Here is a 15,239-nt window from a genome sequence, read left to right as displayed (position 1 = left end):
TGTCTTGTCTGTGATGTGAAGCAGTATTTCATCATTCGAAAGAATGACTTGTTTAACTTTACCTTTTATCGGTTTTTTTAGTGCATTAGGTGGAACGCGATTGTTAACGGTAAATCTACTTAAATAAAAAGGACGCTTGCCGCAGCTAAACGTCCTTCTATTTAAATCAATGCCCTAGATTCAGGCGATTGGCATGTTATCTAGCCGACATTAGCCAGCAATGATTTGCGATAAACGACAATATCTTCAATCGTTAATACGGGTATATTGTGCAGCGCACCGAAGGCAATAATTTCGGGCAAACGCGCCATAGTGCCATCGGTGTTAGTGACTTCACACAATACGCCAGCGGCTTTTAAACCCGCGAGTTGCATTAAATCAATAGTGCCTTCAGTGTGACCACGGCGGGTCAACACCCCACCCGGTTGGGCGCGAAGTGGATACACATGGCCAGGACGAGCGAGATCACTTGGCTTAGCGCCATCGGCAATCGCCGCTTTAATGGTGGTCACGCGGTCTGCAGCAGAAACGCCAGTCGTCACACCGACTTTAGCTTCAATACTCACAGTAAACGCCGTGCCGTATTGGCTCGAGTTGTTTTCCACCATAGGGGGCAACTCGAGGGCTTTGACTTTTGCATCGGGTAAACACAGGCAAACAATACCGCTACATTCACGGATGAGCATGGCCATTTGAGCGTTAGTCAGCGTCTCGGCAGCGAAAATTAAATCGCCTTCGTTTTCTCTATCTTCGTCATCGACAACTAACACACCTTGGCCTTGACGCAGGGCATTAAGACCCGCTTCAACGCGTTCGATAGCAGTACCAAAAGGAGCAAGTAAAGACTGATTCATGGTTAATATCCTTAAATAAACGACATTGGAATATCCAGAATCAGGGCGTGCAGAAATACAACGTAATCAAACCAAAAGGCTCGATTTTGCTGTAGCAATATCACTTCACTTGGTGTGAAGTTATTGCAAAACATGAGGCTAACACTGAGATACACAAGCGCGTTGCACTGAGATACCACAATGTTGTCTTACATTCTCTTCCATCCGGACTCAGCACTGTCGCCATTAAAGCAAAACAGTCCATTACCGTCGGCTCTGGAATAGTCAGTTTTGCACTAGGCAAAATCTAAGGCACCAGATCTGCTGACCCCGAAAGTGATTTCGGGCGCTCGCGGGCTTTGGGTGTCGCTCAGCAAAATAATCACTTAGTCGTTACCCATTTACCGCCGGTGGGGAGTTTCACCCCGCCCTGAGAATTTGCTTTTGAGCCATTTGCGCTCAAAAACGCGGTTATGTTGCTCTTATTTACCGCGAATGGCAACTTCTCGCGTTCAATGTTTGCGCTAGTGCACACCTGACCACTATCATACTGAACACATAAGCTAATTGACTTGCCGTCGCATTCTTCGACGGTCGTTATGGACGTCACAAGGACGTATAAATGCGCTCTCTGCTACTCACTTTAGGTATTGTTATGCTGTTATCCGCTTGTTCGACCTCCAAAGGGCAAGTACCTGCCCCGGTTGCTGAAAAAATTCCCCATGTGATGACTTTACATAGCGTAACGCGTACCGATGATTACTATTGGCTGCGTGATGATGAGCGCAAAGATCCTAAAGTGTTGGCCTATCTCAACGCTGAGAATCGTTATACCGCTGCTTATTTCAAACCATTAAAGCCGCTGCAAGATGGCCTTTATAAAGAGTTAACAGAGCGTTTAGTCGCCGATGAGTCGAGTGTGCCGTACCAATGGCATCAGCACAGCTACTATCACAGATACCAAGAGGGCAGCGAATATCCGCTGATCAGCCGTAAGGGCGCCGATGGTGTTGAGCAAGTGATGCTCGACGTTAACGAGCGAGCTAAGGGCCATGAGTTTTATGGTTTAGGCGGCGCGAGTGTGAGCCCTGATGAAACCATGTTGGCCTTTGGCGAAGACGTCCTCAGCCGCCGTGTATATCACATCTATTTTAAAGACTTGGCTTCGGGCGACATGATCACCGACGTGCTTGAAAATACCGAAGGTCGCGTAGTGTGGGCGAACGACAACAAGCATGTGTTCTATATCGCCAAAGATCTAAAAACCTTGCTGGGCTATCAAGTGTATCGCCACGAGCTGGGTACTAAGCAATCGAGCGATGTCTTAGTGTATGAAGAACAAGACGATTCATTTTATATTTCACTTGGTAAAACCTTAGATGAGTCGCAAATTGTGTTGTTCCAAGAAAGCACCACGACGAGTGAAGTGTCTATTCTCGACGCCAGCGAGCCTTTAGGTTTATTCAAACCAGTGTTAGCGCGGGAAGAAGGTCACGAATACAGTGTGTCTAAGCTGGGTGATACTTATTACATTCTCACCAACTGGCAGGCGACTAACTTCCGTTTGATGAAAGTTGCCATCAAAGATGCGGCGGACAAATCTAAGTGGCAAGAAGTGGTTGCGCATAATCCCAATGCCCGTATCGAAGACGAGTTAGTGCTCAAGGATTATCTGATTATTCAGACCCGTGAAAACGGCCTGACGCGGATTAAAGTGATGCCGCTCAATGGTCAAAAGCCCTTCGAGTTGAGCTTTGATGAACCTGCCTATGTGATGGGGTTAGATGTTAATGCCCAGCAAGACAGCAATAAGTTACGCATTTTCTACTCTAGCCTGACAACGCCAGAAGCCGTATACGAATATTCGCTAGTGAATCCCGATAGACGTGATTTATTGAAACAAGATCAAGTCTTAGGTGGCTTCGATGCCAGCCAATATCGTGCCGAACGTGTGTTTATTACCGCCCGTGATGGCGCGAAAGTGCCTGTCTCTTTGGTATATCGCAAAGATAAATTCAAGAAAGACGGCACTAACCCTCTGTATCAATACGGTTATGGATCTTACGGTTACACAGTTGAACCCGATTTTTCTTCATCCGTTATCAGTCTGCTCGATCGCGGCTTTGTGTATGCCATCGCCCACGTGCGCGGCTCAGAAATGCTCGGCCGCCCTTGGTATGACGACGGTAAGCTGTTGAATAAGCAAAACACCTTCAATGATTTTATCGACGTGACAACGGCATTAACGGCACAAGGTTATGGCGATAAAAACAAGGTTGTCGCCTCTGGCGGCAGCGCGGGTGGTTTGCTAATGGGCGCGATTGCTAACCAAGCTCCGGATAAGTATTTCGCCCTTGCAGCCCATGTACCTTTTGTTGATGTGGTGACGACTATGCTGGACGAGTCGATTCCGTTGACGACCAATGAGTACGACGAGTGGGGCAATCCGAACGAGAAAACTTACTTTGATTACATGTTGAGTTACTCGCCCTACGACAATGTCACCGAGCAAGAATACCCACACATGTTAGTGACGACAGGCTTACATGATTCCCAAGTGCAGTATTTTGAACCCGCCAAGTGGGTCGCTAAACTGCGCGATGTACAGAATAAGTGGTACAAGATGGACGATAAGGTGTTGTTATTCAATGTGGATATGGAAGCTGGCCACGGCGGTAAGAGTGGCCGTTATCGCCAGTACCAAGACACAGCCCAAGAATATGCCTTCTTCTTGAGTCTGTTAGGTATGGCGAAGTAGGTCATTCGCAAGTGACTGGATCAGCCCTCTGGTATTTGTATTTAGTCCGCTGCGCGAACGGGCATTTATATACAGGCGTCACCACCAACGTGGCGCGACGCTTTAGCGAGCATCAGTCGGGTGGCATCAAATCCGCTAAGTATCTGCGCGGTAAAGGTCCGTTAACCCTGATGTATCAAGAGCAGGTTGGCAGTCACGGCGATGCACTGCGCCGTGAAATAGCAGTTAAAAAGCTAAGCCGTAGTCAAAAGCTGGCGTTGATTGATTCTGGGGGCTGTGTGCTTGAACACTAGAATTTTAGTGGCACGTTACGCTGACTGAGATTGTTCTGTCTTTCCATTTTCACATCTAGCTTTATCTTCAATGTGTTCTTCGTTTTAAAGCAAAGTCAAAGTCGTGGGGCTTCACCCCACACCCGACCAAGGAGGACTGCTCGTCCTATCCTCCTTGGATGCTCCATGACGCCCCCAACGGAGTTGAAAGCCCCTTGGGCATTAAGCGTCCTTATGCTATCGCGTCAGACGCTCGTCCCTGATTCGACTGACGCTATCTCGGCATCCATGCCTCGCTCACGCAACGAACGCAAATGCCCTGCGGCAACTCCGAGGGGATGTGTATTCTGTTGCTTCGGAGTTGTCCGTGATTTGCTTGAAAAACATGCAAATCAGTCTTTATTATATTTTATTTATTAGTGGCTATTGATACCCAACCACATGATGTACAAAGTGACGGGATATTCGTTCTATTTAACTGCTCACCATTTAGGTTTAATTCATATAGGTCACCAGTAGCATTATCTAAAACTCTTATTACATCATTGGTGTCGATATCAATATCATTCACATTAATTTTTGGAGCAATAGTGGCTACAAACGTTGTTACACCTGTATCGGTATTTATTGTAACTAGCTGTCTGCTTGTAAATCCGATGCCATATAAAGTGCCATTTGATGAATAGTCAATTCCAAAAATAACATCTTCTTCACCACTTAAAGAAAGTTCACTTAACACGGTTCCATCTTTTTCTAACTGATAAAGTTTAGTATGTTGTCGGTTATCGTCAGTATATTCTAGCTCTGAGGTTCCCCAAAATTTTCCATTACTATCGATTGCTAAGCCATGCATTTTATTAGGCTGAGGGCCTTTTTTGATACATAGCGGTTGGCTTGGATCTACAGCTAGCATTCCATTCGGTTGATAAGTACTTACAGAGTAAAGGATACCCTCTTTATCAATATCTAAAGCTCCCACATTCGAGCAAGCAGTTGTTTGAGCTTGCAACACCTCATCATAATTAGTACCAGAAAAACCATGATATTTATTTCCAGCTACAATGATTAAATCTATATTCTCTGATATTGGGTTTACACCTTCAACCACCGTAAGAGTAATTGAAGATGGTTCGCTGTCTTCTGTTCCATCATTAACGACAAGTGAAATGAGGTACTCGCCAGCCTTATCTACTTTAATACTAGGTGTTGCTGTTGTTGCATTATTCAAAGATGCAAAACTAGTAAATGGCTTAGAGTCTAACGACCAAATATAAGTTAATTGATCGCCATCGCCATCATAGCTGCTAGTACCATCTAATTGTACAATAGTACCTGTATTTATGGATTGGTCCTGACCTGCATCTGCAACAGGTAACGCTGTAGGTGGAATATTATCTGCTAGAGTAACGGTGATATTCTTTTCTGTTTGTGCGCCATATTGATCAGTTGCATAAGCGGTTAAGGCATATTCTCCTGCGGCTTGATCTGTGTCGATTGAGATTTGACCACTCAAAGTAACTGTGTGCCCCTCAGGATCGGATACATCACTCTGTTTAATGAGAGTTATAATGCCTTGATTGGTATTCAATGAAATTGAGTTTGGTACTTCAACACTAAATGTGGGTGCTTGATTTTTTACTATTTGATAGGACTGTGATTGATTGACTACGCTATTGTCTGAGCCATCAGTAACCGTTTGTGTTACATGATAACTACCCTCAATGTTTGTTAGTTCTAGGCAGTATTGATTTGCGTCATTCTTTTGTCCAAAAGCAATGTTTTCAGCCAATCCATCACTGGAAGTTAGTTCAAGCGCTTCTGATACGTAGCTGCTATTATCTTCAACCGTAGTGGAAACACAGATATTGCCAACATCTAATCCACCATTATCATAAGGGACTGAGAAAGATATTTCATTAATAGACCCTACAGGAACTAATGCATCAATTATAACTTTTTCGCCTGCAATCTTACCAATCAGGCTAGAGTTGAACGTTGTACCTTCAAATTCAACGGTTCGTGAACATTCCAGAGTAAATTTATTGTTATCATCAATCAGTTCATCAATATCATTAACTATGTCATTCACATTTAGCAAATAAGTCGAGTTTGTTTTTGATAAGGTGTAATTGCCACATATCACATCATGCATGTTTCCTTCTAATGTGATTCCAGATCCTGTTGATGCGGATGAGACAGTAGTACCATTTACTGTAGTTTCAATTGTTAACGTAATATTTTGAGCTGTATATTCTAAGTTGGAGGCCGCGCTTGAATAGCTTGAAATTGCTGTTTGAGCTTTTAATAATTTTTTATTGACGCTTTTTGCTTGAGTGGTGGTAAAACATTCCATTGGATATACTACATCTGAGCTAGGTACGGTTACTCCTGAAGTATCTTTTTGAACTTCTAAAAGCTTGTGTGGGACAGAAGAGCCACATACGCCATAAGGGGATTCGTTTTGAGCTAATTGTTTGTCATTTAGTGGAGTGTCTAGGTAACCAATGTTGACATTACTTGCACTTGTTGAAATACCAAGTAGTTCAGTACCTTCGTAGCTACCGCCACTGACGAATCCGCTGACGCTATTTTCTAAATGAGAGATAACATCTTCGGTGTTTGGCAGAACACTTAAGTCAACATTAGATGTTGTTGAAGCTCCTTTGCTGTCATTAGCTTTAACTGAAACTTTATAGTCACCTGCTTCAGGTGCAACAAAGCTAGCTTGGTGGGTGAAATTAAGCTCACCAGAGTATTCTTCAAGGTTTACTTCTACATTGCCCAATTCGGCAGTCCCAGATATAGAATCACCATCACTATCTGTTATTGTTAATAAGACTGTAAAATTATCGTTTCTTTCAATAGCTGTACTATTTGCTTCATCAACGACAGAGCTTGTTGAGCTTATTACAGGAGCTTGGTTTACAGGAGGAGTTGTTACTTCTTCATTTCCTCCAGAACTACCACCGCCACACGCAGTTATATTAAGAATAGCTAATAAAATTGCTAATTTTGGGAATGTCGACTTCATAATTAACTTCCTTATTGATTGTTGATTCCATTGCGAAATCTTAAATTTATTAACACTCATAATTTAACCACGAAAAGGCTTGCTTGCACAGTTGCATATGTGGGACAGAACGTTTAAACGAGACACCCATTGTTAAATTTTTTTCCAGGAATGATAGGGCTGGAAAACTCTTTTAGGATTAACAGCCTGTACCGGAGGTTCAGAAGTTCATCTCCCCTGCGAAGTTGCTGAGGGGCGTTGAAGAAAATCGCGTGAGCGAGGCATGGATGCCGAGTTAGCTTTCGGGGTACAGGATGTACCATCGGAAGCGTTAGCGATTTTCGAATAAGCACGAAGCTAGTAACTAATGCATGTAACTTCGCTAGGGGCGTCTTGGAGCATCCAAGGAGGATAGGACGAGTAGTCCTCCTTGGGCGGGTGTGGGGTGAAGCCCCACGACTTTGACTTTTTTAAAACGTATTAACAAACAAAATAATGCCTTATTTATATACTCATTGCTAAATTTTTCTAGTAAAAACAAATAGGTAAAACGTTACCAACGACTGGCCTGAATTGAGGCTGAGAAAGTCTCAGACGATGAAAAAAATGCCGCTACCAGGGAGTCGCGGCAAAATTGCAATAACTGCAAAGGGTGGGTAGAAGACTGACATCTTGGCTGGGAACCGTTGCAACATCAGCCTCTACGCCGGGAAGTGGGTAAAACCTTTGGGAGTAGAGGGGTAAAACGGCGCGTTATTGCATGCTCACTGGGCCGTCGATTTTGTTAAATGTCACATCGCCAGAACCTGCCGCAAGAATCGTTAATCCCTTAGTGTTAAAGACATTAATGTTGCCTGAGCCGTCTGTGATGGTCACTGCACTTTTCACATTGGCGACCTCTATGTTGCCCGAGCCGTCATTAATTGCGATATTGCCGCGAATATCGGTCACCTTGATGGCACCAGAGCCATCTTCAATGGTTAGGCTGCCGTTGATTTGGCTGATTTCAATATCACCTGAGCCATCCTCTATGTTGATATTGTTACCACCTTTGATAGTGAGTTCACCCGAACCGTCTTTGATGTTCATGTCTGACGTCATCTTGCTGATCAAAATAGACCCTGAACTGTCATCAATATCCAGTGTAAAGTTCGCAGGGACTTGCAGTTTTAGGTCTATATAGGGCGAGTTATTATTAGCATCTGCTTGCTCAAAGTTGGCCTTGAGCTTGGCCTTATTGGCTTTTTTCTCAAGGGTGAGAATGACTTTGCTGTCATCGTTGCCGTCCTTATTGCTATAGATGTCGGCGACGAGTTTAATTTGGCTGAGGCCTTCGACACCGATAATTTCCAAACTGCCTGCGCCAGTTTCTGCAATCAGGCCTTGTAAGTCTTGGCTATCGAGTGTGAGTTCGCGTTGTTGGTGGTCTAAGTCTGGCATGCCTGCAGCGTTCACATTAAGAATGCAGCCAGTGAGCGATACCCCAGCAGTAAAAAACACTATAAAAGCGAGGGTGAATAAAAATGGGCGTAGTGACATGTTAGCTTCCTTGTTTATCTGGCACTCGATTTTTTGGGTGAGTGCTGAGTCGTCTTGCGATGGGTAAGATAGTGCACAGCCCATGCCAATTTTAAGTTTCATTTATAATCAATTGGTTAAGCTGAAAAGTGTCAGAGGTTCACTGTGCGGACATGTCCGCTACATGGGTGATTTACTCATAGATTAGTGAAATTGCTCATTTATTAAGTTAGTTTAAGCTCCGCAAGTCACGCGGAATCAAAAATACAAAAAAGACAAGAAGGGATGCTGATGGATTATTTAACAACAAACAAAACGGCTTGGGATGCGCGCACTCGGGTACATTTAACTTCTGATTTTTATGATGTGGCGGGCTTTCTTAGTGGTAAGACTTCGCTGCGGGAAATTGAGCTAGGTGAACTCGAGGTCGCAGGTAAAAGTTTGCTGCATCTGCAATGTCATTTCGGCTTAGACACCTTGTCGTGGGCGCGAATGGGATCCAGAGTCACAGGCGTCGATTTGTCAGAGGTGGCGATTGTTGAAGCGCAAAAGCTGGCAGAACGGACACAGTTGTCCGCCGAGTTTATCTGTAGCGATGTTTACAGTGTGGCGAGTAAGGTTGAGCCTCACGATATTGTGTTTACGTCCTATGGTGCCATTGTTTGGCTGCCGGATTTAACCCTATGGGCGCAGACAGTGGCTGCCTGTTTAACACCCGGCGGACAGTTTTACATGGCCGAGTTCCATCCTGCGCAGCAGTTGTTCGATGGCTATAGCTATTTTAATCGGGGTGAGCCAGACATAGAGCTGGAAGGCACATATACCGAAAATACCGGTGATGATCAGCAAACCTTAATGTGCTGGTCGCACAGTTTATCTGAAGTGATCAATGCGTTATTGCAGGCGGGCTTAGTGTTGGAGTTCTTCCACGAGTTTGATTTCAGCCCCTATAACTGCTTTGAAGGGCTCGAAGCGCAAGCCGATGGTCGTTATGTGTTAACACACCAAGGGCAGAAGGTGCCCTTGGTGTATAGCATCAGTGCGCGTAAGCCCGCTTAATCAATGCCGTTTTGTAATCGCGATGATCAGCGACTACGGTAAACCGGATACTTAAGGTATTGGTTATCGTAGTAAGGGCTGCGTTCATAGAACCAGCGTAGGCGTGCCTCAGGATCGGCGGCAAACTCTGCATTGGTCAGTGCTTTGTCGAACTCAGCTTGTAGCTTAGGATCTTCTTTCAGCATCTTGGCTGCCAGTGGCTCTACCGCATAATCTTCAATGTATTCAGTGTGAGTGAAGATAGGATTGAAGAAACCCCATTGCAGTAAAGAATCTGGTGATTGCGGCTCAAGCAGTAAAATCGCCAGATCGCCTAGCGGTTGATCTGTACTGATTTTAATGGTGCCAGCGGGCAGAGTGGTGCTGACTTTGGTTAACTCTGACTCGGCTTTGACCGTTTGGCGGCCCTCAAAATCCTTAGTGTTAAACACGGGATTGCTGAGGGTATATTGCTGCAATTTCAACTCGGTTGGCTTTTTGAGCGTGGTCATGCGAATGCCATGCACGTTAAGACGATCAATTACTTGAGTCCATTGAGCGGGAATATAGTAAGCACTCGGACGAGTGACCTTAATGTCGGGCACAGTTTCAGCCATCACAGGCAAGTTAGGGTAAAGCTTAGGTTCACCTGTCCAGCGCACAACTTCAGCGCCACTGATGGGGCTCTTTTCAAGTTGATAATCTATGCCTTTAAAATCCCAGCCTTTTTCTAATGGTGCTAATTTCCAAGTAAGGGTGATTAGTGGTGAGGCGCGGTATTTATCTTCTTGAATCGCACTCTTAAGTTTTGTCGCCTGTTCACCCACGGTTTTGAGGGTTTGCGCTAACATCACATAAGTGCCGAGCACCCTTTGCTTAAAGGGCTTTAGGCTGTGGTTTTCAACCAGAATGGTGGGCAAATGGCGAGCATCGCCATAACCGTTAGAGAAGCGCGGGCTTGGATTCCACAGCGACATGCCTTTGTTAATATCGGCGTTATCCACGGCAAAAATCAGTGCGCCGGGAATATGGCCTTGTTCCGTTAATGCCGCTTCAACTGCAGGTCTGTAGCTGTTTTCGAGCCAGCGGTAACTGGCTGGGCTTAAGCCTTGGGCGAGGTTATAACCAAAGGTGACATCGTATTGATAGTCGATGCCGTCAGTAACATGCACATCGATATACAGATCCGGTTGCCATACGTTGATTGCGCGCAGCATGTGCTGCATTTCTAAGCTGTCGGCCTTAGCATAATCGCGGTTAAGGTTGAGATTATTAGCCGTAGTGCGCCAGCCCATATTCACAGGGCCACGTTGATTTACACGATTAAATTCGCCGCTGCGCTCATGGGCATCAACACTAAAAATAGGCACAAACAAGAGGTTAGCTTTATCAAGCAAGGCACTTTTATCGCCTTGGATGATGTCACGTAGTAGCATCATGCCAGCATCTTTACCGTCGATTTCTCCCGCATGAATCCCCGCCTGCACTAGCACTGTCGGTTTAGTGTTTTGTTTGAGGCGTGCCGATTCATTAATGCCTTCACTGCTGGCGATATACATCCAAATATCGCGCCCTTGTGGGCTCTTACCTAAACTCACCTTTTGTAATTTATCTGTCTCGCCCGCGAGTTTGTCGAGCCAAGCGATAGTGGCATCGTAGCTTGGACTTTCAATACCGCCACTTTGCTCAAAGGGCGTCGCCCACGCGCTATCAACACTTAACATGAGCGATTCGCTGGCGCCAGACCAAGTGATGTTGGGCGGTAAAATCGCATCGTTGACAAAGGTGTTGGCTCGTTCAGGAATGGTCGCTGGTTGTGCTTCTGGCGCTGCGACTGCGGCATCGGCCAGTACATTAGTCGCAGTTTCAGTTGCTTGGCTATTCGCTGCTGGACTTGCATCCTGTGACGTTGTGATTACTGGGGAGCCAACTGCCAATGTTTCTGTGGTAGAGGCTTGCGCCATAGTGGCTGCCGGAGTTGTTTGGGTTGTGGTTTTCGCATCATTGGCAAAAGCATTCCCAGGGTAGAGATTGCCCGTAGAGAGACAGGCAATGGCGATAACGGAGAAAGAAAACAAGCGCATGAAAATAGTCCATATATCGAATTTTTATTAGGACGGTATCTTTTCATTAAACGCCCCGTTAACGCAAGGGCGGCTAAGGGTTATCCGGCATTTCTGACATGGATTTAAGCACTAAGCGGAATGGGAAAATCGACTAAGCCGTTTTGTTGGGCGTTATCTGAGAAGCTGGCCGCTTGTGATAGGCAATGTCGATAATGGCAATGTCTTTATAAAGTGCTTCGACGGCAATCGCGAGCTGATAAATCAGCCAGCTATAACCTGTGAGCGCAAATCCCTGCGGCACTTGGTCGTTTACGGCGGTCACTGGATCTGCGGTTGATGCTTGAGTGGCTGCAACTCGGGCAAGCTGGAGTCTGTGTTGTAACTCTTGTTCTAAGCATTCCGGCAAGGTCGGCAATTGCTGGGCTTTACCCGCCACAAACTCTGCAAGCTGTTGTAAATAGAAGGCGAGCTCAGAGGCAACCGCATTAATCTGCAGATAGGCGTCTTTGTCTTCTTCCTGCCAGCGGGTTAAGGGCAAGAGTTCGAGCAAGGTGATTAGCCGCACTTGTTTATTAGCAAGTTGCGACAGCAGTACTTTGTGTTTTTTGAGGGTTTTACTTTCCCATTCTAAGGAGAAAAACAGCTTCTTCTGGGTGAGTACGGCTTTCATCGCGGCTTCGAGTTTGGCGCGAAAATCGAGGTCGTGATTAGCGGGCGCCTTAAGATGCTGGGCTAGTACTTCGGCCATATTGTCGATGGCATGAGTGAGTTGAGAGCGCCAATCTTGTTTGGCTTTGATTGGGAAAATAAACAGCGAGACCAAAATAGCGATCACGCAGCCAGAAAGTATATTGGCCGTGCGCCACAGGGCCTCGGAGGTGTCGTGATTTGCATCGCCGACCACTATGATGATGGTAAATCCTGACACTAAATAGGCGTAGCTGTAGCGTCCGGCAGAGATAAAACAAATCAAACTGACGGCTAAGATCAGCAGGCTCATGATCAGCCAATAACTGTCAACTGTGGCAACCAGCATCACCCCATAAGCTGAGCCCAAACAGGTGCCTATCGCTCTTTGCAGTGACTTTTCAATCGCGCCGCCGACCTGCGGCAGACTCATCATGATGACAACAATCGTCACCATGCTCCAAATAAAATGCGGCGGCGCCCAAATAGCATTAATAGTGACAGCGACGAGCAGGGCTAAACCGAGCTTTAAGGCGTGGACTGAACGGAAATGACGATAGATAAAGTCGGCAAAGGGTGTGGCTGGGGCAAATACAGACATAGGGCAGAATTCCTTTGGGCGTTAGCCAAGCGACATTATGTAGAGTCAGTATCGCAGAAAAACCGTGTCACTTGCGGCTATTGCGCCAGAAAGAAATGCAAATTGCGAAATCTAGCAAATAGAGCTTAGTGGATAGCGCGGGAGAGATCACATTTAAATTCAGATATTTGAATTGGATTGGCTGAACAGTCGTGTGCAGAAGCGGGTTGTTATGCCGTGCAGTAGGTATAAAAAAGGCTTGAATAAGGGTTGCCTATTCAAGCCGGTATTTGAAGCGTTGAGTGACTGTATTTGCTAGCTTAAGCTGCGCTCGCTATCCGCTTTAACTTCAACTTCTGTGTACTTATCCATGATCAGGGCACAAGCCGCATCGCCAGTAATATTAAGTGCGGTGCGGATCATGTCAAACACTCTGTCTAAGGCAAACAGTAAGGGTAAACCATCGATAGGGATGCCAGCCGCTAACAGCACTGCCACCACTAAGAAAGACGGACCGGGCACACCCGCTTGACCAATTGCGCCTAAGGTTGAGGTGAAGATAATGGCCGCATAGGCCGTCATCGACAGGTCGACGTTATACATTTGGGCGAAGAACATGGCCACTAAACCATAATAAATCGCGTTGCCGCTCATATTGATCGTAGCGCCTAACGGCAGCACGAAGGCTGTGGTTGCTTTAGAGACTTTAAGATCTTCCTCGCAGGTTTCCATATTCACCGGCAGCGTCGCCATTGACGAGGCGGTCGATAACGCCATCACCTGTGGTTTCTTCATTGCCGAAATAAACTGGCGCGCCGACACTCTTGAAAAGAGCTGCACCACCAATGGGAAGAAGATAAAACCGTAGATCAGAATTGCGGCCACAAACACGGCGAATAACTTAAATACCACTTCTAACGCATCGAAACCGAAGGTGCCCACGGAATCGGCCATCAAACCAAATACACCAATAGGCGCAATGATCATCACACAGTTGATCATCCACACAAAGGCGTCGACGACAGTGTTGAGTGCGGCCAAAATAGGTTTAGCACCATCGCCTTTAACCTTAGTCAGTGCGATACCGAAGAAGATACTAAAGACTAAGATTTGTAAGATGTTACCGCCGTTCAGCGATTCGAACACATTGGTTGGGATCATGCCGATAAAGGTATCCATCACCCCAGGCAATGCGCCGTGTTCCTTGGTTACTTCCATCAAATCTGAGCTGCTGTGGGCAGTGAAATCAACACCCGCGCCCGGTTGGAACAGATTTCCCATCACCAACGCCAGCACCACGGCGATGCCAGATGTCACGATAAAGAAGCCGAAAGTGCCGATGCCTATCTTACCCGCCGATGGGCTATCGCCTAAACTCGCGGCACCGCTGATGATAGAAACTAACACTAGTGGGATCACTAGCATTTTGATTAAATGGATAAAAATGGTTCCGAGTGGTGCAAACACGCTTGCACTCTCGCCCATGATAAAACCGACTAGCGCGCCGATAATCATGGCAATAACCACTTGCACACCAATATTGCCTAATAAACTCTTGCTCTTCATTCTTGCGAAACTCCCCAGTTGCCGCAGCATTTTGTGTCATGCACAGACGATTTGAACCTAGACGACTCAAGGCTTAGTGATTAAGGCTTAATCTAGGCTAAAGGTTCACTCTATGTTAAAGGCAAATGCCCGACATTTTTGACCGAGTAAAGTACCACAATTGCATAGCAGGGGATTGTGAAACATCACTAACCTTGGTTTCAAAATAACCAAAGTCTAAATCACGTTAACGTTAAATGAGGAATGCTTAAATTTATGCACTTAAAAATGAATAAAGCTTATTTTATTGTGGGTTTTTAACTTCTGGATTGATGAATTGTGATTTTGCGTTAGGTTGCAGAGTCGCGTTGGGTAGATATAACGACTGTTGAAAGTATCAATTTTAACCTTTGCGTAGTTTTTTCTGTGGTATACAACCCGTTTTTTCCATTATTTATGGATGAACTGACTGCAAGTGATTGGAAGAAGCAGATTAACTCAAAGCCATAGACTTATATTTTTTAAGCAAGTTAACATGTCACTCTGACGTTAATATGAAGGAGACATTGGTGGATATAGGATCATTCCTTGGCGAATCAGAGCCGTTAAAAAACTGGATTAATAAGTGTATTACTCAGCGAGGCTTACAATATTGGCTCGTTTATCAAGATACTGCGGAAAATGAAATTCTCCAACTGACCACGCGGCTACTGCCAATTGTCGATGATATGAGGGATTGGTCTAATGAAGAAATCGATGAGTTTGAAGATAGTCTGATAAACAATGGTTATTGCTATCTGCTCAATATGGATCAAATCGAGGATGTAATCGATAATATTAAGCAGCAAAAAGCTCAGCCCAGTGAACAGGAACTACTTGAAGCTATTATCTTTTACTATGAGCGAGATGCGTTTATAAGCCTTTAATCGGTG

Annotated in this window: 9 protein-coding genes, 1 pseudogene and 1 riboswitch; of the genes and pseudogenes, 4 read left to right on the top strand and 6 right to left on the bottom strand. The window is 45.4% G+C overall.

Going from position 1 to position 15,239, the window contains the following annotated elements; all coding sequences use genetic code 11:
- Window positions 1-200: 200 nt before the first annotated feature.
- Entirely contained in the window at window positions 201-854 is a 654-nt protein-coding gene (ribB, locus tag L5M17_RS10200; RefSeq protein WP_263147110.1) for a 3,4-dihydroxy-2-butanone-4-phosphate synthase, read from the bottom strand.
- Between the two features lie 188 nt (window positions 855-1,042).
- Window positions 1,043-1,275, bottom strand: a riboswitch (FMN riboswitch).
- 180 nt (window positions 1,276-1,455) lie between these two features.
- Between ribB and L5M17_RS10195 the strand changes: the two genes are divergently transcribed.
- Window positions 1,456-3,591, top strand: coding sequence for a S9 family peptidase (locus L5M17_RS10195; RefSeq protein WP_263147107.1), 2,136 nt, complete (start codon window positions 1,456-1,458; stop codon window positions 3,589-3,591).
- 11 nt (window positions 3,592-3,602) lie between these two features.
- Window positions 3,603-3,884, top strand: a pseudogene (locus L5M17_RS10190) (GIY-YIG nuclease family protein); the annotation flags it as partial.
- A gap of 388 nt (window positions 3,885-4,272) precedes the next feature.
- Here the strand turns inward: L5M17_RS10190 and L5M17_RS10185 are convergent.
- Both L5M17_RS10185 and L5M17_RS10180 read right to left on the bottom strand, forming a co-directional pair.
- A complete protein-coding gene (locus tag L5M17_RS10185) occupies window positions 4,273-6,894 on the bottom strand; it encodes a PKD domain-containing protein (RefSeq protein ID WP_263147102.1) in 2,622 nt (873 codons plus the stop codon).
- A 732-nt stretch (window positions 6,895-7,626) separates the two neighbouring features.
- Window positions 7,627-8,412 (bottom strand): hypothetical protein, encoded by a 786-nt coding sequence (locus L5M17_RS10180; protein ID WP_263147274.1) that lies wholly within the window; start codon window positions 8,410-8,412, stop codon window positions 7,627-7,629.
- 270 nt (window positions 8,413-8,682) lie between these two features.
- On the opposite strand from L5M17_RS10180, the gene L5M17_RS10175 reads away from it, so the two are divergent.
- Window positions 8,683-9,450, top strand: coding sequence for a class I SAM-dependent methyltransferase (locus L5M17_RS10175; RefSeq protein ID WP_263147099.1), 768 nt, complete (start codon window positions 8,683-8,685; stop codon window positions 9,448-9,450).
- 26 nt (window positions 9,451-9,476) lie between these two features.
- On the opposite strand, the gene L5M17_RS10170 is transcribed toward L5M17_RS10175, so the two are convergent.
- The 3 genes from L5M17_RS10170 to L5M17_RS10160 all read right to left on the bottom strand — a co-directional run bounded on the left by L5M17_RS10170 (window position 9,477) and on the right by L5M17_RS10160 (window position 14,328).
- Window positions 9,477-11,513: a M14 family metallopeptidase gene (locus tag L5M17_RS10170; protein WP_263147097.1), complete on the bottom strand. Its 2,037-nt coding sequence runs from the start codon at window positions 11,511-11,513 to the stop codon at window positions 9,477-9,479.
- Window positions 11,514-11,646: 133 nt separating this feature from the next.
- Window positions 11,647-12,783: an FUSC family protein gene (locus L5M17_RS10165; RefSeq protein WP_263147095.1), complete on the bottom strand. Its 1,137-nt coding sequence runs from the start codon at window positions 12,781-12,783 to the stop codon at window positions 11,647-11,649.
- A 294-nt stretch (window positions 12,784-13,077) separates the two neighbouring features.
- A complete protein-coding gene (locus L5M17_RS10160; protein WP_063881968.1) occupies window positions 13,078-14,328 on the bottom strand; it encodes a dicarboxylate/amino acid:cation symporter in 1,251 nt (416 codons plus the stop codon).
- Between the two features lie 548 nt (window positions 14,329-14,876).
- Between L5M17_RS10160 and L5M17_RS10155 the strand changes: the two genes are divergently transcribed.
- Window positions 14,877-15,233, top strand: coding sequence for a hypothetical protein (locus tag L5M17_RS10155; RefSeq protein WP_263147090.1), 357 nt, complete (start codon window positions 14,877-14,879; stop codon window positions 15,231-15,233).
- The last annotated feature ends 6 nt before the right edge of the window (window positions 15,234-15,239 follow it).

Source organism: Shewanella sp. SW24 (assembly GCF_025653395.1).
Classification (GTDB): domain Bacteria; phylum Pseudomonadota; class Gammaproteobacteria; order Enterobacterales; family Shewanellaceae; genus Shewanella; species Shewanella oncorhynchi.
This window is presented reverse-complemented; position numbering and strand designations above follow the sequence as displayed.

What these genes read in the sequence shown, in the direction of transcription:
- L5M17_RS10165 (WP_263147095.1), bottom strand. Translation starts at nt 12,783, where the DNA reads ATGTCTGTATTTGCCCCAGCCACACCCTTTGCCGACTTTATCTATCGT.
- L5M17_RS10160 (WP_063881968.1), bottom strand. Translation starts at nt 14,328, where the DNA reads ATGAAGAGCAAGAGTTTATTAGGCAATATTGGTGTGCAAGTGGTTATT.
- L5M17_RS10195 (WP_263147107.1), top strand. Translation starts at nt 1,456, where the DNA reads ATGCGCTCTCTGCTACTCACTTTAGGTATTGTTATGCTGTTATCCGCT.
- L5M17_RS10175 (WP_263147099.1), top strand. Translation starts at nt 8,683, where the DNA reads ATGGATTATTTAACAACAAACAAAACGGCTTGGGATGCGCGCACTCGG.
- L5M17_RS10185 (WP_263147102.1), bottom strand. Translation starts at nt 6,894, where the DNA reads ATGAAGTCGACATTCCCAAAATTAGCAATTTTATTAGCTATTCTTAAT.
- L5M17_RS10180 (WP_263147274.1), bottom strand. Translation starts at nt 8,412, where the DNA reads ATGTCACTACGCCCATTTTTATTCACCCTCGCTTTTATAGTGTTTTTT.
- L5M17_RS10170 (WP_263147097.1), bottom strand. Translation starts at nt 11,513, where the DNA reads ATGCGCTTGTTTTCTTTCTCCGTTATCGCCATTGCCTGTCTCTCTACG.
- ribB (WP_263147110.1), bottom strand. Translation starts at nt 854, where the DNA reads ATGAATCAGTCTTTACTTGCTCCTTTTGGTACTGCTATCGAACGCGTT.